The 18,258-nt window shown below is 63.2% G+C and carries 18 protein-coding genes; 10 read left to right on the top strand and 8 right to left on the bottom strand.

Going from position 1 to position 18,258, the window contains the following annotated elements:
* The 6 genes from DK926_RS17475 to DK926_RS17450 all read right to left on the bottom strand — a co-directional run bounded on the left by DK926_RS17475 (nucleotide 1) and on the right by DK926_RS17450 (nucleotide 7,065).
* Entirely contained in the window at nucleotides 1-1,641 is a 1,641-nt protein-coding gene (locus tag DK926_RS17475) for an ABC transporter substrate-binding protein (RefSeq protein WP_114331460.1), read from the bottom strand.
* Nucleotides 1,641-2,693 (bottom strand): 2-dehydropantoate 2-reductase N-terminal domain-containing protein, encoded by a 1,053-nt coding sequence (locus DK926_RS17470; protein ID WP_114331459.1) that lies wholly within the window; start codon nucleotides 2,691-2,693, stop codon nucleotides 1,641-1,643. The genes DK926_RS17475 and DK926_RS17470 overlap by 1 nt, the downstream gene beginning before the upstream one ends.
* Complete coding sequence (locus DK926_RS17465; RefSeq protein WP_114331458.1) at nucleotides 2,690-3,511, bottom strand: SDR family oxidoreductase; 822 nt, start codon at nucleotides 3,509-3,511, stop codon at nucleotides 2,690-2,692. The genes DK926_RS17470 and DK926_RS17465 overlap by 4 nt, the downstream gene beginning before the upstream one ends.
* Complete coding sequence (locus tag DK926_RS17460) at nucleotides 3,508-4,410, bottom strand: polysaccharide deacetylase (protein ID WP_114331457.1); 903 nt, start codon at nucleotides 4,408-4,410, stop codon at nucleotides 3,508-3,510. Before DK926_RS17460 ends, DK926_RS17465 begins: the two co-directional genes overlap by 4 nt.
* A complete protein-coding gene (locus DK926_RS17455; protein WP_114331456.1) occupies nucleotides 4,407-5,789 on the bottom strand; it encodes a M20/M25/M40 family metallo-hydrolase in 1,383 nt (460 codons plus the stop codon). Before DK926_RS17455 ends, DK926_RS17460 begins: the two co-directional genes overlap by 4 nt.
* 151 nt (nucleotides 5,790-5,940) lie before the next feature.
* Complete coding sequence (locus DK926_RS17450; protein ID WP_114331455.1) at nucleotides 5,941-7,065, bottom strand: acyl-CoA dehydrogenase family protein; 1,125 nt, start codon at nucleotides 7,063-7,065, stop codon at nucleotides 5,941-5,943.
* Nucleotides 7,066-7,403: 338 nt separating this feature from the next.
* On the opposite strand from DK926_RS17450, the gene DK926_RS17445 reads away from it, so the two are divergent.
* The 10 genes from DK926_RS17445 to DK926_RS17400 all read left to right on the top strand — a co-directional run bounded on the left by DK926_RS17445 (nucleotide 7,404) and on the right by DK926_RS17400 (nucleotide 16,847).
* On the top strand, nucleotides 7,404-8,507 hold the full coding sequence (locus tag DK926_RS17445; protein WP_114331454.1) for an ABC transporter substrate-binding protein: 1,104 nt from the start codon (nucleotides 7,404-7,406) through the stop codon (nucleotides 8,505-8,507).
* Nucleotides 8,508-8,535: 28 nt separating this feature from the next.
* Nucleotides 8,536-9,378: an ABC transporter ATP-binding protein gene (locus DK926_RS17440; protein ID WP_114331453.1), complete on the top strand. Its 843-nt coding sequence runs from the start codon at nucleotides 8,536-8,538 to the stop codon at nucleotides 9,376-9,378.
* The gene (locus DK926_RS17435) at nucleotides 9,359-10,195 is read left to right on the top strand and encodes an ABC transporter permease (protein ID WP_114331523.1); all 837 of its coding nucleotides are present in this window, start codon (nucleotides 9,359-9,361) and stop codon (nucleotides 10,193-10,195) included. Before DK926_RS17440 ends, DK926_RS17435 begins: the two co-directional genes overlap by 20 nt.
* Nucleotides 10,192-11,094 carry a MetQ/NlpA family ABC transporter substrate-binding protein gene (locus DK926_RS17430; protein ID WP_114331452.1) on the top strand — a complete coding sequence of 301 codons (903 nt, stop codon included), beginning with the start codon at nucleotides 10,192-10,194 and terminating at the stop codon, nucleotides 11,092-11,094. Before DK926_RS17435 ends, DK926_RS17430 begins: the two co-directional genes overlap by 4 nt.
* Before the next feature lie 12 nt (nucleotides 11,095-11,106).
* A complete protein-coding gene (locus DK926_RS17425) occupies nucleotides 11,107-11,820 on the top strand; it encodes a YcnI family protein (protein WP_243636871.1) in 714 nt (237 codons plus the stop codon).
* On the top strand, nucleotides 11,804-13,345 hold the full coding sequence (locus DK926_RS17420) for a copper resistance protein CopC (protein ID WP_114331522.1): 1,542 nt from the start codon (nucleotides 11,804-11,806) through the stop codon (nucleotides 13,343-13,345). The genes DK926_RS17425 and DK926_RS17420 overlap by 17 nt, the downstream gene beginning before the upstream one ends.
* A gap of 164 nt (nucleotides 13,346-13,509) precedes the next feature.
* Complete coding sequence (locus DK926_RS17415) at nucleotides 13,510-14,580, top strand: aldo/keto reductase (RefSeq protein ID WP_114331451.1); 1,071 nt, start codon at nucleotides 13,510-13,512, stop codon at nucleotides 14,578-14,580.
* A 44-nt stretch (nucleotides 14,581-14,624) separates the two neighbouring features.
* Nucleotides 14,625-15,911 (top strand): acyl-CoA dehydrogenase family protein, encoded by a 1,287-nt coding sequence (locus tag DK926_RS17410; protein ID WP_114331450.1) that lies wholly within the window; start codon nucleotides 14,625-14,627, stop codon nucleotides 15,909-15,911.
* 82 nt (nucleotides 15,912-15,993) lie between these two features.
* Entirely contained in the window at nucleotides 15,994-16,455 is a 462-nt protein-coding gene (locus tag DK926_RS17405) for a MarR family transcriptional regulator (protein WP_243636870.1), read from the top strand.
* Nucleotides 16,452-16,847 carry a DUF5313 family protein gene (locus DK926_RS17400; RefSeq protein WP_114331448.1) on the top strand — a complete coding sequence of 132 codons (396 nt, stop codon included), beginning with the start codon at nucleotides 16,452-16,454 and terminating at the stop codon, nucleotides 16,845-16,847. The genes DK926_RS17405 and DK926_RS17400 overlap by 4 nt, the downstream gene beginning before the upstream one ends.
* Before the next feature lie 67 nt (nucleotides 16,848-16,914).
* Here the strand turns inward: DK926_RS17400 and DK926_RS17395 are convergent, their stop codons facing one another.
* Together DK926_RS17395 and DK926_RS17390 are read right to left on the bottom strand one after the other, a co-directional pair.
* The gene (locus DK926_RS17395; protein ID WP_114331520.1) at nucleotides 16,915-17,934 is read right to left on the bottom strand and encodes an LLM class flavin-dependent oxidoreductase; all 1,020 of its coding nucleotides are present in this window, start codon (nucleotides 17,932-17,934) and stop codon (nucleotides 16,915-16,917) included.
* Between the two features lie 43 nt (nucleotides 17,935-17,977).
* Entirely contained in the window at nucleotides 17,978-18,187 is a 210-nt protein-coding gene (locus tag DK926_RS17390) for a hypothetical protein (RefSeq protein ID WP_068421151.1), read from the bottom strand.
* Between the last annotated feature and the right edge of the window lie 71 nt (nucleotides 18,188-18,258).

The raw sequence follows: 18,258 nt of genomic DNA, 5'->3' as shown, positions 1-18,258 counted from the left end.
TTACTCGCTGAATCCGGCGTCGTAGACCAGGAACCGCGAGAACGAGTCGAAACGCAGGCCCGTCACGTCGTCGGAGACACCGATGACTTGAACCAGCTGACTCAACGGGTATGCCCAGTCGTTCTCGATCAGCGTCGACTGGATGTCCGACGCGATGTCGTTCCGACGTGCCTGATCGGTCGTTTCACGCTGTGCGGCCAGCAGGCCTTCGAAGTCGACGGTCGCGGGGTCGGCAGGGTCGAGGCCTGCGGAGTTCAGGTTGGCCTGGCCGAAGACGGTACGCAGGATGTCGGGATCCGGTCGCGAGAACGACACCGATCGGAGGTCGTACGCGTGCGTGTTGAACGCAGGAGTGAACTCCGACGAGGTGACCTGGTTCAGCTGGAGATCGATACCCACTGCGCGCAACTGCTGCTGCAAATACTCGTAGACGTTGACCTGGTAGAAGTACAGAATGCTCAGCGACAGCTTCTGGCCGTCCTTCTCGCGGATCCCGTCGGAACCGACTTTCCACCCCGCCTCGTCGAGCAGCTTCTTCGCCTGTTCCTTGTCGGAGGTCAGCTCGGACGAAAGGTCGGTGAATCCGGGGGTCGTGTCCCCGAGGAGGCTGCGTGCCGTGCCGTAGGTGGGGGTCAACACGGTGTCGGCGATGTCCTGCTGGTCGATGGCCAACTGCAGTGCCTTGCGCACCTGTGGGTCGCGCAGGATGACCGAGTGCGACAGATCGGGTGCCGCGCCGATGAGAACTCCGGGGTTGGTGCGCGACAGAATCGAGAATCCGCCGCCACTGAGCGTCTGTTCGTCCTGCGACTGGATCGTGGTCGCGACGTCGACCTGACCGGACTTCAGGCCACCGCTGCGAACGCTGGGTTCGGTGCTCACGAGGTAGGTGACGGAGTCGAGATGGGCGCGACCGGAATGCGCAGCTCCCGCCGGCGCCCAGTCGTACCCTTCGCGCGCAGTGATCTTGGCGCTTTCGCCGACGGTGTAGTCGCTCAGTACGAACGGTCCCGATCCGACGATTCCGATTCCGCGGCAACGATCTTCGAACGACGTCTTCAAGGTGGTCTCGCCGAGGATTCCCAACGACGCACTCGACGCGCCCATCAGAAACGGTGCGTTGGGGGCCGAGAATCCGACGGTGAAGTGTGTCGGATCGACGACGGTCGTGCCCGTGTAACCAGCGAGATAGCCTGCGGCCGTTGCTGTCTTGCCCGGGCTTGCGACGAGTTGATCGAAGAAGTTCTTCACGGCGGTGCTGTCCAGCGGCGTTCCGTCCGAGAATGTGACGCCGTCCTTCAACGTGAAGTCGTAGCTCGTTCCGTCGGCGTTCGCGCTCCACTCGGTCGCGAGCCACGGTTCGAACTCTCCGGTGTCGGGATTCTGCTCGACGAGCGAGTCGACGACCTGTCGTCCGATGACTGCGCTGGCGATCAGGTTGGTCTGACTCGGGTCGATGCAGATCGGATCCGAGTCGATGGCGATCTTCAGATCGCCTCCCTCACGCGGGGTCCCGTTCTGTGCGCCACTGCTGTTCGCGCCACCGGAGCAAGCAGCGAGCAGCAGCGTCGACGACGCAGCGAGGGCGACGGCGGCAGCTCTGGCGGAGCGCCGTCCATGTCGCGGTGCATACGAATTCATCAGTTCTCTCGTTTCGTGTTCAGAAGGGACCGCAGTGAGTCGAGATGGGTGGGGGAGAAGTCGAGTTCACCGACCGAGATTCGGCCGAGGAGCGCGAACAGTTCTGCGGTGAACGACGTGTCGAGACCGTGCTGGTCGGCGAGGGCTGCGTAGCCGTCGTCGAGCAGGCCGCGTTCGGTGGGCCTTTTACGGACCGCGATGTCGCGGAACACTCCGCTTCGATCCTTGGGTTGCCCGGCGAGCCACGTGACCAATCGGTCCAAGGCTGCGTCACGCACGTCCGCGGGCGCGTCGGCGCGGAATGCGTACGGTTCGTACGCGTCGAAGCTCTCGAGAGTGATTCCCGCTCGGATGGCAACCTCGGTGCTCTCCACAGCCACGGCCGCGGCCAGGTCGCGGTTTGCGTCGACGATCTCGGCCATCGGGGCGTCCACGAGCGTGGTCAGTCCGAGAATGCCCCCGAAACCGCGCTTGGCGAAACGATAACCGCCGACGTTGGCAGTCGATACGACGTCACCGTAGCGGCGGAAGTCGGCGGCCACCTCCAGTGCCCGTGCGTCGGGTGCGCCTCCATCCGGCAGGCCGACGGCGAGTGCACCCGCGCCGCCGAACGATACGACGCCGGGTTCGAGGTAGTCGGTGAAGATGTTGACGAATGCGCCGACGACACGATCCGAGCCGACCTCGGCTGCGATGACCGGTTCATTGTGGCCGTTCTGCAATGACACGACGTAACCGGATTCGGCGAGGCGCGGTGCCACCCACTGCGCAGCGTCTCGCGTGTGCTGCGACTTGGTCGAGATGACGGCGCGATCGATCGCCGCCACGTCGGTCGGGTACTCCTCGGGCGTGTACGCATGGGCGACGCGGACGACATCGTCGGTTCCATCGACTGCGCGAATACGAAGCCCGTCGGTTCGAATCGCTTCGACATGGCTCGCGTCGGTGTCGACGAGTGTGATCTCGTGCCCGGCTTTCGCCAAAGCATGTGCGACCGTTCCGCCGATCGCGCCTGCACCGACGAACGTGTAGGACCGTAGTGGTGTGCTCATTGCTCGATTCCAGAGAGTTCGGTCGTGAAATGTCCTGATTGCCAGTGTGTTCGGTCGTCCCAGTGCTGGGGCAAGCTTCGGGTGCCCGCGGAGCTTCCGCCGTCGACGGGCACGTTGGCTCCGTTGACCCACCGTGCGTCCTCTCCGAGCAGGAACCTCACAGCGTCGGCGACGTACTCGGTCTTGGCGGGACCGGGCAGAACGGTCGTCGACAGAAGCTCCGCGTACTCGGCCGTCACAGGGTTGACCTCGCTGTCGACGGCGAAGAATCCCGGTGATACGGCGTTGACGCGAATACCGTACGGTCCCAACTCGATTGCCGATGCCTTGGTCAGCATCACGAGCGCAGCCTTGGACGTCGAGTAGTGCGCAGTACCGGGGCGAGCGCGAGTTGCCGCGCCCGAGGCGACGTTGACCACCGACGGCGTCGTCGATGTCGCGATGGCGCGGCGTGCAAGCTCTTGCGTCGCGAGCAGCGGCGCGACGACATTGACGGCCTGAACTCGGTTCCATGCGTCGGCGTCGACGTCCAGGAACGGAATCGCCGGGTAGATACCTGCCGCGTTGACGAGCCCGTCCACCGGTGCGATGTCCCACGCGTTGCCGACGAATTCCGTCGCGAACGTCGCATCCGCGAGATCGCCGACGATGGCACTGACGCGGGTCGAATGATCGTGCCCGAGAATGTCGGCCGCCTTCGCCAACGCACCGTCGCGTACGTCGACGAGCGTGACGTCCCAACCGTCGGTGAGCAACCGGCGTGCAATGGCCAGCCCGATCCCGGATGCAGCGCCCGTGACCACTGCGTGACGACTCATGAAATGTCCTTTCCGGCAACGAGAGTGGCCAGTTGTTCGTGGGTCGCGAACCACGGGTTCGACGTCGAACGGATGTAGGTCAGCAGCTCGTCGAGAATCCACAGCCGCGATCGGTGGCCGATGATCGACGGATGCATGGTGAGCTGGAAGACTCCCTTTTCAGCTCGCGCACCGTCGAATTCGCGCTTCCAGATATCGAGGACGGCCCCGGGGGCGGTGTAGGGACGGAGGCCGGCGAAACGCGCCATTCCGAAGTAAGGAGCGTCGTCCCGAATCCACTCGACGGGGAGTTCGACGATGCCGGTGGGCTCGCCTGCGGCGACGAGTTCGTACGGATCGTCGTCGGCCATCAGCGACGAGTCGTACAGGAATCCGAGCTCGCGGATGATGTCGAGAGTGTTCGGCGAGAAATCCCACGACGGCGTTCGGATTCCGACGGGGCGCTTGCCCGAAAGCTTCTCGAGCGTGTCGATGCTTCGTAGCGTCAGATCGAATTCGTCGTCACGAGACAACAGCGTGTTTCGTTCGTGAATCCAGCCATGGACCGCGATTTCGTGTCCACCGGCAAGCGCTGCGTCGATCTGCTCCGGGTACAGCAACGCCGACACCGCGGGTACGAAGAAAGACGCAGGAACCTCGTGGCGAGCCAGTAGTGCGTCGATACGGGGGAGTGCGACGCGTGCGCCGTACTGACCGCCGGACAGCACACCCGGTGTCACCGAGCCGTCGCGAAGCGCGGGGGTCTCGTGGTCGGAATCGAACGAGACGGCGACGGCCACATCGGCGTCGCCCGGCCATGTCGAGGGGCTGAGGCTTCGTCCTGCTCGGACGTGTTCGACGATCGGACGCCAGGTGGATTCGGGCCACTGCCACGGATCGTCGGAATGCGGTTCGGTCATGCAGAGGTCCGTTCTTGCTGGCTCGATCGGGCGGATTCTGGTGCGAGAAAATCGGTCACGACGTGTCCGAGCGCGCGCGTGGTGCGCATCAGTGAGTTGATGTCGATGTGCTCGTCCTCGCCGTGGAACAACGTGCGATAGCGGCCGATACTCCAGTCGGGCTCGAACAACGCGAAGCCGTACGCGTTACCGCCGCGCTTGCGGACGAAACGGGCGTCCGTGCCGCCTCCGGTGAGAACCGGGACGGTGGTCGCGCCGGGAAACTCCGTGTCGACAGCGTTTTGGAGCGAGCGGTAGAGGCGTGTGTCGGTCGACGAGCTCGACGGGTTTCCGCTGCCGAGGTGCACGATGTCGAATCGATCTCCGATGTCGCCCAGTGCAACTCGTAGCTCGCGATCGACATCGTCCGCGCTCTGTCCGCTCAGCTGACGAATATCGAGGTCGACCTGCCCCGCGCCGGGAATCACGTTGGACTTCTCGCCGGAGTGCAGGATCGTCGGCGTGATCGTCAGATGCGACACGGCGTGCGCGAATCGACTAGCGCTGCCGAAGACATGCAAGTGATCGTCGATGGTGCGCGCGTCCAGCAGTGCCCGCTCGGTGCGCTCGTCGAAACCATGCGCGCGCACCAACGTGCGCCAACTGTCGTCGAGCTGGGTCGGTGTTCGATGACGTGCGATGCGCACGACCGCCTCCGCGATCAGAACTGCTGCGTTGTCGACTCCGTAGGGCATGGAGGCGTGCCCGCTCGCGGTGCGCACCACGATCCGATGAGGCAATCCACCTTTCTCACCTACGGTGACGGTCACGACCGGTCCTGCGGTGGGTGCGTGTCCGGCCGGGATGTGCGCGCCGCCGCTCTCCGTGATCGCGTTGTCCCACGGGAGAAGTTCCGGTCGGTTCTGCTCGATCCAGCCGACGCCGAATCGGCTTCCCGCCTCCTCGTCGGCGACGGCTGCGAACACGAGATCTGCTGCAGGAGGGCGATCGCGCTCGGCGATGCGCTTGGTCACCACAGCCATGGCCGACGTCAGGTTCAGCATGTCGATGGCGCCTCGGCCCCATACAACGCCGTCGGCGACCTCGCCGGAGAAGGGGTCGCGGGACCACCGCGCCGGATCGGCAGGGACGACGTCGGTATGTCCCAGCAAGGACAGCGGCGATGCATCGGGGTCCTCGCCTTTCACCGTGAAGATGACGCTCACCCGGCCCGGGTGCGGCTCGACACGGGTGACCTCGACGCCGGAGCCGTCGAGATATTCCTCGATCGTGTCGGCGTTGCGCACCTCCTGTCCGGAGTCGGGTGTGCCGTCGTTGACGCACCTGTTGGCTATGAGCCGTGACAGAAGCGACACGGACTCGTCGGTGGAGAACTGCATTTTTCGAACTCTAAGATTTGTGGATACGCGTGGCTACATTAAAAATCACAGTGAATCCAAATGGATTCACGAGAGCGCACCAGGTCTCGGCACGAAAAAAACCGCCGCGCACGAGGCGCGGCGGTTAGGTGGGCTGGGTCTGGTGTTCAACTCATTGGTTCGTGCGGACATAGCTGCGGAAGTGTGCTGTTCGGACGAGTGGTGCCAGACCGCGCACCTGCAGAAACGTAGCGGCGCGGGCACGCACCTGTGCGATCTCGTTGTCGAGCAGCCCGACACCACCGCGAGCGACGACGCCTGCGGTCGTGGCCCGGACGGCGATCTCGTCGAGCGTGACGCGCCATTGCGGATCGGGGAGCGGCGTCGCCACGGCCGATTCGAGCTCGGCGGAGATAGCGAGCAGCGATTCGTCGTCCGGATGCACGACGAGTGCATCGTCGAGTGCGGCACGGGCGAGACCGTAGGCGCCGACCGGTGGAAGCTGTGGCACGTCGTCGGGATCCAGATCGGGGTCGAGCTGCAGAGCGCGGCGTAGTTCGGGGCGGATCAGGCCGTCGCGGGCCTTCCATTCCGCGACCGACACCACCTCGGTGACGTATTCGTCGGGAAGGAAGACATCGTCGAGAGTCAGTGTCGCCGTTCGTGATCCGAATACAGCAGACAACTTCAAGATCTCGCCGCTGATTCCTCGTTCATGCAGATCGGCGATGCCGAAGACGTACTCTTCGCGATCCTCGTCGACGGCCCCGAGCCAGATGACGTCGGTCAATCCCCACCCGGATGCCCAGCCGACGACACCGTCGATGCGATAGCCACCGGGAACCCGACGTGCGACGGTTCCGCGTTTGGCAGGCCAGGAACGAACGTGACCCATACCTGCACCACCGATCAGCTCGCCGCTCGCGAGCTTCGGCAGCAGAGCGAGAGTCTGCTCGGTCCCGGCTGCGATGGCAGGGACGACGGGCGCTCCGTGCTGTGTGACGACCGTTGCGGTGGACGGATCGGCGCCGAAGAGAAGATTGTCGGCGGCATTGCCGACCTCCGCAGGTAGGTCGAGTCCGCCGAACTCCGCGGGAACCGCCCATCGAAAGTAACCGACCTCGCGCAGTGCCTCGATATGTGAACGGGGGACCTCGGTTCGGTCGACCTCGACCGCTCGCGGCGCGATCACCTCGTCGACCAGAGAAGCGAACTCGATGTAAGCATCGTGTTCTCTTGGATCGGCGGCGAGGGTGTCCTCGGTCTCGGTCTCGGTCTCGGTCGCGATCGTCGTCATGCACTCTCCTGGATACGCCGTCGAAAATAGTTGACTTCGTCAATCTATTTCCACCGTCCGACAAAAACGCTGGTTTGTATCGTTGAGATTTGATTGACGAATTTCGAATTGGATGAAGTTTTGCTAAGAACAAGCGTTTTGTTACTTTTTGCAACTATTTCGTCGATTCGATCCGACCTGCAATCACGATGAATCTATTTATTCACGAGCCCATCCGAGCTGACTAACGTTCAGGAAACGCTCGACGCGACCACGTTCGCGTACTCACGAGCGTCGATTCGCATATCCCAGAGAGGAAAAGCCGTGAGCGGCACTACACACCATCGGCAGGCGCGCGCATGAGCCTTCGTCGTCTGACCAGAAGACTGACTGTTCTCGCGGCCGCACTCGTTGCCGCCCCGCTCGTTCTGTCCGGCTGCAGTGCCGCCGGAGACGACGGGGTCGTGACCTTCCGTTTCGCGAATTCGCCCACCGCATTGTCTCTCGTGCGCATCGCCGACGAACTCGGCTACTGGGACGATGCGGGCGTCAAGCCGGAGTACGTCGGTCCAGCCACCGCCGTGCCTGCCGTTCAATTGCTCGATCAAGGTGCAATCGACATTGCGACCGGCATGTTCAACAACGATATCGACGGCAAGGTGAAGGGATTCGAATTCACCGCGATCGCATCGAGCATGCTCGATCTGCCCGAAGAACCGCACATGTCGTACTTCACACAGGCCGGATCGGACATCACCCGCGAGAACTTGAAGGCGATCGAGGGAAAGACCGTCGGGCTGTCCGGTTTCAACAGTTGCACCGACTTGGTGCTCAAGCGTTATCTGCTCAAGAACGGTGTCGACCTGGACAAGGTCAACTTCCTCGAACTGAAGAACGAGTTGATCGCGCCGGCAATCGAGCGCGGTGAAGTGGACCTGGGCGTCTTCCATCCGCCTCTGATCGGCGTTCTGCTGAGCCAGCCGGACAAGTTCACGCAAGCGTTCACCTCCTACGAGGACTGGGGACCGTTGGGTGGCCAGGCACCGTACGTCGCGAGTAACAAGTGGCTGAAGGAGAATCCCGATGCTGCCCGTGAGTTCGTCGGCGTGATCGCTCGAACTGCCAACTGGGCCAACGCACATCCGAAGGAGTCAGCCGAAATCGCCGGCAAGACAACCGGTTACCCCGTCGAGCAGACCACCAACTGGCACTACGCGCCTAATGCCCTGCTCGACAAGGCAAGCCTTCAGCTGTGGTGGGATCTGGTCGAGGAGGTCGGAAATCCGCTCCCTGGCTCCCAGAACCTGAAGCCGGAGGATATCGCGACCAACGCATTCAACCCCTACGCAACCTCCGCTGACCTCATCGAATCCCAGGAGTTCAACACCTCGATCGTCACCGAGGAGCAGAACGACGGGATCTTCGAGACCCATCTCGTCGACATCGAGGGACTCGAAGAGTGACCACCACCGCCAACGAAGGTGAACCGACATGAGCCAACAACTGCTCGAAGAACAGAGCGTCACGAGCGTTCGAACCCACGCCAAGATCGAGGCCAAGCGCGTTGCGAAGCTGTACCCGAAACCGGGATCGAGGCGCGAGACCACCGCGGTTCTCGACGACTTCGATCTGCGCATCGAGAGCGGCGAATTTCTGTCGCTGCTCGGTCCGAGTGGCTGCGGAAAATCGACATTCCTCAATATCCTTGCAGGCCTCGAAAACTACAACGGCGGAGCGGTTCTCGTCGATGGCAAACGCGTCGACGGTGTGAACAAGAACGTCGGAGTCGTGTTTCAGGGTTACGCATTGTTCCCGTGGCTCACGGCGCAGAAGAACGTCGAGGTCGGGTTGAAGGTGCGCGGTGTGCCGAAGGCCGAACGTCGTGCCAAGGCAGCCGAGGTGCTCAAGACCGTCGGGTTGGAGGCAGCAGCCGATCGACTGCCGCACCAGCTGTCCGGCGGTATGCGTCAGCGCGTCGCCATTGCCCGTGTACTCGCCTACGAACCCGAGATCCTCGTGTTCGACGAGCCGTTCGCGGCTCTCGACGCGCAGACCCGTGAGTTCCTGCAGGGCGAACTGGTCCGGATCTGGGAGTCGGGGGAGACGAAGAAAACAGTCCTCTTCGTCACCCATTCGATCGACGAGGCGGTGTTCCTCTCGGACCGAATTGCGGTGATGACCCGGTCGCCCGGCAAGGTCAAGTCCATCATCGACGTCGATCTGCCTCGCCACCGCGACAACGCGATTCGCAGTTCGGAAGATTTCGTACATGTGCGGTCACGGGTTGCCCGTGTCCTGGAAGCGGAGGTGGATCTTGGTCACGACGCTCGATGACTCCCGCAGCGAGGAGATCATCACCCCTCCGAAGGGACCGAACCCGTTCCTCGCGAAGTACGACCGATACATCTACGGCGCTGTCGGTCTCGTCGGCTTCCTCGTTCTGTGGTGGGCGATAGTCGAATTCGGCTATGTGTCCGACTTGTACCTGTCCAAGCCCCTCGACGTCTTCTCGGCCTTCGTCGACGGCTTGGCCGACGGAACCCTGGCAACCGAGATCTGGCCGAGCGTGCAGCGCGCGTTGATCGGGTTCGTCCTCGCGCTGGTGTCCGGTATCGCGCTGGGCATCCTCGTCGGCTCGGTGAAGATTTTCCAGAAACTTACCGAGCCGGTGCTGCTGTTCTTCCGAAATCTGTCGCTGCTCGCGCTTCTTCCGGTCTTCGTGGTCTTTCTCGGCATCGGTGAGGAGTCCAAGATCGCGATCGTCTGGTGGGCGTGCTTCTGGCCGATATTCATCACCGCTGTCGGTGCAGTCTCGAGCGTGGAGCGGATACTGCTCAATGCCGCCCGCACCCTGGGTGCCGGACGTCTCTACATCTTCACTCGCGTCGTGCTTCCGGCCGCTATCCCCGGAATCTTTCCCGGCATCAGGCTGGCTGCGTCGAATGCATTCACTGCACTCGTCGCGGCCGAACTCGTCGGTGGCGCACAGGGAATCGGTATCTACATCAACAACGCGGCGTTGCGATACCAGACGCCGCAGATGTACGCGGGAATTCTCGCACTCGGTCTGATCGGCATCCTGGTGAACGCGGTGATGACCGGGATCGAATGGCGTGTGACCGGATGGCAACGAGGACTCACCAGCAAATGAGGTCGAAAGTTGTCGTAGCCCTCGCTGCACTCCTGATTCCGGCATTGGTGGCGTGCGGATCGAACGTACGGGCCGACGATGGGTCGTCCGGCACCGACGCACTGAAGGTGTACGTCGGTGCCGGCGATGACAGGGAGATTCTTCAGTACGCAGTGGACAATCTGCTTCCGGACATCGATGTCGAATTGATCGACGCCGATGACGGCTCGAACGGGAAAGTGGCTGCAGGAGAGGGGGACCTGTCGTACTACCAGCACATTCCGGCGTTCGAGGCCGATCAGGAAGAACACGGTTACGACAACCTCAGCATTGTGTCGAAGGTCAATGTCGTTCCCTATGGTCTCTATTCGTCGAAATGGAAGGATCTGGCCGACACTGCCGACTGGCTCAACGTCGATCTCATCGAGGATCAGGTCACCGGAAGCAGTCTGCCGCACGGATCCAAGGTGGTTCTGCCCAACACACCCACCGGCTTCGCGCGCGGGCTGTACCTACTGCAGAGTGCAGGGCTGACCCAACTGGATCGGCCTTTCGGCGGCACAGCCGTGCAGGACCTGACGGTGACAGAGGCCAATGTCGTCGATTCGCTGCGTCACCTGTCGTTGCTCCCGCTGGAATACGGCGAGTTCATCGACGGGCTGTACGAGAACTACGATGCCGTCGTACTCAGTCCGAAGCAAGCGGAGGCCATCGGACTCGGGCCCGACAAGGACGCGCTTGCCGTAGAACCGGGCCCGCAGAACCCCTACGCGCACGTGCTCGTCGCGCCGTCACGGCTGGCGGGTGACGAGCGAGTCCTCGAACTGACGCACGCGCTGGAAAGCGCGGATGTAGCCGAGTTCATGAAACAGAACTTCCACGGCGCGAACATTCCCGTCGCCGTGAACGAAACCAATTGAGCGAAAGAGCACATGAAGATGAAGCATCGCATGTTCCGGATCGGGACGGTCGTGTTGGCGGCGGCAGTCGGTGCACTCGCGCTTGCCTCACCGGCGTCGGCGCACGTCCGGTCAGGCGGGTCACCACTGCCGCACGGTGGTTACGGCATCGTCGAACTCGTCGTACCGGGTGAATCCGACGGCGCAGAGACCATCGGTCTGACGGTCACGATTCCCGAGGAAGTGAATCTGACATCGGCACGGACGCAACCGGTTCCGGGATGGACGGCGAATGTAGAACGTGAACAGACGGGCGGCGCGGAGCGAATATCTCGAATCGTCTGGACTGCAACCGATCCCGCGGGAGGATATGGCGTCGGCGAATATCAGGTGTTCTCGTTCTCCGCGGGGCCGTGGCCCGAGGATGCGGAATCCGTTGCGCTGCCGTCCGATCAGTCGTACACCGACGGATCGGTAGTCTCCTGGAACGAAGTGGCTGTCGACGAGTCCAGCGAGCCCGAACATCCCGCCCCCGAGGTGGCTCTGGTGGCAGCTGCCGGTGATCACGGAGACGGCCACGGTACTTCGTCGTCGGATGGTGTTTCGGAGCATCACGACGCGGCGGCGACGTCCGACGACTCGAATCGGGTATGGCAGGCCATCTCCGTGGTGAGCCTGATACTCGCCGTTGCGGCCGTGGCCGGGCTCGGCGTCGTGTTGCGGCGTGGTCGTGGCGCGGGTTCGTAGCCTCTCGGTTCTGCTGCTCGGAGTTGCCACGGCACTACTGCTCGGATCGGGACTCGCATCGGCGCATGCGAGTCTGATCTCGACCTCGCCGACCACGGGTACTCACGTCGATGAGGCACCGAGCGAACTGGTACTGCAGCTGAACGAGCCCGTCACCCTCATCGATGGATCGGCGCAGCTGATCGACGGTGACGGTGGGGTTGCGGAACTGGCCGATGTGCGAGTCGACGACGGTCAGCGACGCATCGTGCTCGTACCTGCCGAACAGGTTCCGGACGGGGCTTACCTGGCGACCGCTCGGGTGGTGTCGGCGGACACCCATGTCGTGTCGCTGTCGATCCAATTCACCGTCGGCTCTGTCACCGAGCAGGGTTCGTTTGCGACAGACTCGACGCGAGGCATCGAGCAGTACCTGAACTACCCCAGCAAGACCTCGGCGTATCTCGGCCTGGTGTTGTCGTCTGGATTGCTGCTGGCGTCCTTGTGGGTGTGGAGGACTGCTCCGGGCCACGTCCGGTTTCGGTGGGTGTATCGGATCGGGGCAGGGGTGCTCGCGCTCGGCCTGTCGGGACGGTTGTTGGTCCTCGTCGCGCAGCAGTCGGGTGGCGTCCACGAGATTTCCTCGGACAGCGCGCGGACCGTGATGGCGGCTCCGGGCGGGCTCGCCATTACGGCTGCTGTCGTGGTGTCGGTTGTCGCGATGGTCGTTCCCCCCGGCCTTGGGCGCGGTTCGGTTGCGCTCGGGCTGGTCCAGGCTGTCGTTGCGATGTCGGCGGTGACGCTCGGTGGACACGGTGGCTCGGCCGGTGGGTGGCCGTGGTCGTTCCTCGCGACGTTCCTCCATGTCTACGGGATGACGGTGTGGCTCGGCGGACTCGCAGTGATGTTGCTCGTGCTGCGCGCAGCCCCTCGGCTACGCCGGTGGCACGTGGTGGCCGCGATACACGTCGGGTTGGTCGTATTCGCGGGTTCCGTGTTGTCCCTCCTGCAGGTCCGTCCCGTCGAAGCGCTCTGGGGGACGACGTACGGACTTGTGCTGGTGGCCAAGGTGTTCGGTGTCGCGGTCGTGGTCGGACTCGGGTATTCGGCTTTCCGCCATTTCCGTCGTCGCGTGTTGACCGCGGAAACCGTTGCGGCGCTGTTGGTTCTGGCGTCGACTTCGGTGTTGTCCACGGCCACACCCGCAAAGGACGTGTACACCACCGATATCGCGACCACGCTCGACTTCGGCTCGTCCGAGCTGCTGGACGTCGGGATCGACTCGATACGGCGTGGACCTCAGGAGCTCACCATCGCGTATCCGTTCACCGACGAAGATGCCTCCGTGAGCGTGGATCTGTCGTCGGCGACTGCCAACGTGGCGCGGCTGCCCGTGGACCTCACCGAAGCCGCCGAGGTGGACGGCAAGCTGGTGTGGCGCAGCGACGGTCTCATCGTCCCTGCGCCCGGGGAGTGGAAGGTGACAGTGCGGTTCGACGGCTCCCATGGGCCGAAGGTTGCATCGTTCTTCTACGACGCCCTGTGACGCGGCACCTCTGCACTTTCCTTCTCGATGATCGGAATGGTTTCGCACCGAGCGGGATTGGGTGAGACTCGTTGGCAGTGGTGATCACCTCGGGGTGCCACTGATGACGTCGTCGATCCGGGTTGGGTGAGACACCATCGGATACACGAAGGAATGGACAACAGATGAGTTACCGCACGCTGGGCAAGACCGGAGTCAAAGTCAGTCAGCTGACGCTCGGCGCGATGAACTTCGGTTCACGATCCGGAGCCCTGAGTGACCACGACGAAGCAATTTCGATCATCCACCACGCGTTCGATTCCGGTATCAACATCGTCGATACTGCGGACTCGTACTCGCAGGGGGAGAGCGAGGAGATCGTCGGCAAGGCGATCAAGGGACGTCGTGACGACGTCATCGTCGCCACCAAGTTCCACAGCCAGTGGAGCGACGGCATCAACACTCGCGGCAGCTCGCGCCGCTGGATCTTCCAGGAGGTCGAGAATTCGCTACGTCGCCTGGACACCGATTACATCGATCTATACCAGCAGCACAAGCCCGATCCCGAGGTCGACATCAGCGAAACCGTCGGCGCACTCGATGATTTGGTGCGTCAGGGAAAGATCCGCTACTACGGAACGACGACGAACGAACCGCACCTTCTCGTCGAGGCGCAGTGGGCCGCGGCACGTGACGGTCGCAGCAAGCCGGCCACCGAGCAGGCGCCGTACTCGATTCTCGCTCGCGGAGCTGAGCGCGCAGTGTTCCCTGTCGCCCAGAAGTACGACCTCGGTGTGCTCACCTGGAGTCCGCTTGCGGGCGGATGGCTTTCGGGTCGGCACGTCGAGGGAAGCGAAGCTCCGGCTTCGGCTCGCGCCGCACGTATCCCGGCACGCCACGACCCCACGCTGCCGATCAACCGCACCAAGCGCGAACTGGCGATCAAGCTCGGCGACATCGCACGTGACGCCGGACTGACGCTGCCCGAGTTGGCGGTCGCGTTCGTGCTGAACCACCCGGCCGTGTCCAGCGTCCTCGTCGGCCCTCGGACTCGCCAGCACCTCGACAGTCTCCTCGCCGTCCCGGAGATCGTGCTCGACGAGTCGATCCTCGATGCCATCGACGAGGTCGTGCCTCCAGGTATCACCGTCAACCGCGCTGACGAGGGATGGATCCCGCCCTGGCTGACGAGCGATACAGAAGGACGTCGACGCGTCCGTCCTTACCGCCCGACTGCGGTTCTCGCCGGCGCCTGACTCGCGCCTTCCATCGAATTCACCGACCACTCCAGGAGTTTCGAATGTCCACGTCTCTCATCGCGGATGCACCACCGACGGACGACGAGCTGCTCGATCGATTTCGGCCGATCTTCGAGCGCATCGCGGAGGGTGCACTGGAACGAGAAAAAGTTCGACGCGTCCCGATCGAGGAAGCGACGTGGTTGCGCGACCGTGGTTTCGGCGCGATCCGTGTGCCACGCGAATTCGGCGGGCTCGGCGCGACTCAACGACAGTTGTTCGCGCTTCTCATCGAACTCGGTGCGGCCGAATCGAATCTGGTGCAGGCGCTTCGTGTCCACTTCCGATTCACCGAGGACAGGCTCCGAGAACGGGACACCGAGCGTGGACAGCTCTGGCTTCGGAGAATCGCCGACGGTGCGATCGTCGGTAACGCAAGTAGCGAGCGCGAGGGCAACGTCCGCGGACGGACGAATACGACGTTGCGTGCGAATGGCGATACCTTCCTGCTCAACGGCACCAAGTACTACAGCACGGGGAGTCTGTACGCGGACTACATTTCGGTGGCGGTCACCGACGACGACGGTCAGCGCGTCACCGCATTGGTCCGCAGTGACGCGCCAGGGCTCCACGTGCTCGACGACTACTCCGGCTTCGGTCAGCGCACCAGCGGAAGTGGTACGACGATTTTGACAGACGTCGTCGTACGGCCGGAGGACATCATCGGTAGACAGGAAGTCCAGGGCGGTCAGCTCGCCGGCCTGCAGTTGACTCATCTGGCCGCGCTGTCTGGAATCGTTCGGGCTGCGGTCGACGAGACAGCGGACTTCGTTCGTCGGAGGCGTCGGTCGTACAGCCAGAGCAACGGTGATCTGCCACGTGAGGATCCTCAGGTGCAGCAGGTCATCGGACGTGTCGACGCCGTTGCTTACGCCACCAAGCAGATCGTGCTCGGGGCCGTCGACGAGCTCGACGCGGCGACCGACGCCCGGTTCGCTTTGCGGGTTGCGTCACCGGAGGATCACACTCCCGACGCCGAAGAGGCCGTGCGGAAACTGGAATTGGCCGCGGAACTCGGCGCATACCGAGCACAGACGACGGTGATCGACCTTGCGCTCCGAGCGACCGCCGAGATCTTCGAAGTCGGCGGGTCGTCGGCACTGGACGAGAGCCTCCACCTCGACCGGCACTGGCGTAATGCCCGTACCCTGTCGTCACACAATCCGGCGATCTACCGCGAGCGGGGAATCGGTGACTTCGTGCTCAACGGGAACGAACCGGTGCACGTTCCGTCGGTCGGGATTGCGCCTGGGTTGGCCCAGGAGGACACGCAGGTCGTCACACCGTGACGCGATCCCGATAGCCTAGAACCCCACGAGTGCTTGTTGCGCTAACAGTTAGTACACTAACTATTGGCGTATGCTCGAACGCGTGACTTCGACTGCTACCGATCCGCTGGCGCTCGACCGTCAGGTCTGCTTCGCCCTGGCGGTCACCAATCGGACCGTTCTGGCCGTGTACCGGCCGTTGCTCGAACCGATGGGGCTGACGCACCCCCAGTACTTGGTCATGCTCGCACTGTGGGAGCAATCCCCGCGCTCGGTCAAGAACATCGGTGCCGCGCTTCACCTCGACTCGCCGACGCTGTCGCCGCTGCTGAAGAGGCTTGAGGGCAACGGTCTCGTCGAACGCACCCGGAGCCAGGCCGACGAAAGGCAGCTGGCCGTCGCGCTCACGGAGAAGGGTGTCGCGCTGCGGACCCAGGCCGAGGGCATTCCCGGTGCAGTCGTCGCCAAGCTCGGAGTCGACATGTCCGAACTGGAAGAACTCCACAGAGTCCTCACTCGCATCAACGCTGCAGCACTGGCTGCCGACCGATCGGAGCAGGTATGAACGACAATGCGGCACGCACCAAGCCCACCTTCTTCCAATGGCTCGGTTACGTGATCTTCGGGAGGAAACTTCCGCTTTCGATGCAGGAGTGGGTGCGCAACGACCTGGTCGGTAAAGGAGCGGTTCCTCGCCACCTGTTCCGGTCCTTGCTGCCCTTCACACCCATCTTCGTCGGGTTTCTCGTGCTGTTCCCCGGCCCGCTGTGGTTGAGGGGTGCGATGGTGCTTTTGAGCGTTCTGCTCGCCCTCTTCTACACCGCGGCGTTCATGGAGCTCAATCGCGCGCGTCGACTCGAGCTACACGGGTTGCCCCGTGACCTGCAGAGCGACCGCAGGCGACGAGACATCGATTCGCAGCGCGCGCGATACGAAGCTCAGTATCCGCATCACTGAACCAGCACGAAGACAGGTCCCGACGGCGGACGCCGTCGGGACCGGTTTTGTGGCGACCTGGTGAGATCTACCGCCACCCGAGGGCAGGTGCCACGTCGCGGAGCAACGACTCCATGACGTGAGCGCAGTAATCCACACCGAGCTGATTGGGAACCGTCAGCAACAGCGTGTCGGCGGCAGCGATCGCTTCGTCTTCGGCCAGCTGCGCGATCAGCTCGTCGGGTTCGCCCGCGTACGTCTTACCGAAACGTGCCTTGCCGCCGTCGAGGTATCCGACCTGGTCACTGCTGCCGCCTTCACGACCGAAGTATGCCCGGTCGACGTCGTCGACGATCGGAAAAATGCTACGGCTCACTGAGACTCGCGGCTCGAATGTGTGCTGGGTGTCCGCCCAACGCTTACGGAAACGCTCGATCTGCTCGGCCTGCAGCTGATGGAACGGCACACCCGTGTCCTCGCTCAACAATGTCGAACTCATCAAGTTCATGCCGTTGTCCGCGGCCCACTCGGCGGTCTGACGCGTACCGGCACCCCACCAGATTCGCTCCCGGAGGCCGGGGGAGTGTGGCTCGAGGCGCAGAAGGCCCGGCGGGTTGGGGAACATCGGGCGTGGGTTCGGTTTCGCGAATCCTTCACCTCGGAGCAGGTCTAGGAAGACGCGCGTATTCTCTCGTGCCATCTCCGCATGGTCGGCACCATCGGCAGGAACATGTCCGAAATGACGGTAGCCCTCGACGACCTGCTCGGGCGATCCTCGGCTGATGCCGAGCTGCAGCCTGGATCCCGAGATCAGATCGGCTGATCCGGCGTCCTCCACCATGTAGTGGGGGTTCTCGTAGCGCATGTCGATGACGCCGGTACCGATCTCGATCCGGTTCGTCTTCGCGCCTACCGCTGCCAACAGCGGAAACGGGGACGACAACTGGTTGGCGAAGTGGTGCACCCGGTAGTAGGCGCCGTCGGCACCCAACTCCTCGGCAGCGACCGCGAGGTCGATCGACTGCAACAGGACGTCCGACGCCGATCGCGTCTGTGATCCAGGCGCCGACGACCAGTGGCCGAAGGACAGGAATCCGATGTTCTTCATGCCCCGTTGAACGTTCAACCGCATACGGTCATTCCCCGCGCTGTCACGGAGGCAGAACGAGCAGAAGAAAACCGGCTCCCGCCACCATTCCGGAGGCACCGATTGCTATCGCGATCGCCACGTCCGCCCGCTCCGGGGCGTCTGCCGCCTCCGGTCCCTGCGTCGACCACACCGCGCCCGCCACGGCGAGCGCGCCCAGGACGATGCCGATCCCGAAAGCCCAGAACGTCACGATGGACATCGCGCCTGCCATGAACGACCAGTCGATCCCCGCCTGGCGGGACCGAGGAGCGCGTGTTCTGACATCGTGTGATCTATTGTTGC

It is taken from the genome of Rhodococcus sp. Eu-32, from assembly GCF_003336925.1.
Taxonomy (GTDB): Bacteria; Actinomycetota; Actinomycetes; order Mycobacteriales; family Mycobacteriaceae; genus Rhodococcoides; species Rhodococcoides kyotonensis_B.
Note: the sequence above shows the minus strand (reverse complement) of the source record. Positions and strands in the feature narration are given on the sequence as shown.

Coding starts and splice junctions, on each gene's coding strand:
- DK926_RS17475 (WP_114331460.1), bottom strand. CDS start 1,641: ATGAATTCGTATGCACCGCGACATGGACGGCGCTCCGCCAGAGCTGCC.
- DK926_RS17470 (WP_114331459.1), bottom strand. CDS start 2,693: ATGAGCACACCACTACGGTCCTACACGTTCGTCGGTGCAGGCGCGATC.
- DK926_RS17465 (WP_114331458.1), bottom strand. CDS start 3,511: ATGAGTCGTCACGCAGTGGTCACGGGCGCTGCATCCGGGATCGGGCTG.
- DK926_RS17460 (WP_114331457.1), bottom strand. CDS start 4,410: ATGACCGAACCGCATTCCGACGATCCGTGGCAGTGGCCCGAATCCACC.
- DK926_RS17455 (WP_114331456.1), bottom strand. CDS start 5,789: ATGCAGTTCTCCACCGACGAGTCCGTGTCGCTTCTGTCACGGCTCATA.
- DK926_RS17450 (WP_114331455.1), bottom strand. CDS start 7,065: ATGACGACGATCGCGACCGAGACCGAGACCGAGACCGAGGACACCCTC.
- DK926_RS17445 (WP_114331454.1), top strand. CDS start 7,404: ATGAGCCTTCGTCGTCTGACCAGAAGACTGACTGTTCTCGCGGCCGCA.
- DK926_RS17440 (WP_114331453.1), top strand. CDS start 8,536: ATGAGCCAACAACTGCTCGAAGAACAGAGCGTCACGAGCGTTCGAACC.
- DK926_RS17430 (WP_114331452.1), top strand. CDS start 10,192: ATGAGGTCGAAAGTTGTCGTAGCCCTCGCTGCACTCCTGATTCCGGCA.
- DK926_RS17425 (WP_243636871.1), top strand. CDS start 11,107: ATGAAGATGAAGCATCGCATGTTCCGGATCGGGACGGTCGTGTTGGCG.
- DK926_RS17415 (WP_114331451.1), top strand. CDS start 13,510: ATGAGTTACCGCACGCTGGGCAAGACCGGAGTCAAAGTCAGTCAGCTG.
- DK926_RS17410 (WP_114331450.1), top strand. CDS start 14,625: ATGTCCACGTCTCTCATCGCGGATGCACCACCGACGGACGACGAGCTG.
- DK926_RS17400 (WP_114331448.1), top strand. CDS start 16,452: ATGAACGACAATGCGGCACGCACCAAGCCCACCTTCTTCCAATGGCTC.
- DK926_RS17395 (WP_114331520.1), bottom strand. CDS start 17,934: ATGAAGAACATCGGATTCCTGTCCTTCGGCCACTGGTCGTCGGCGCCT.
- DK926_RS17390 (WP_068421151.1), bottom strand. CDS start 18,187: ATGGCAGGCGCGATGTCCATCGTGACGTTCTGGGCTTTCGGGATCGGC.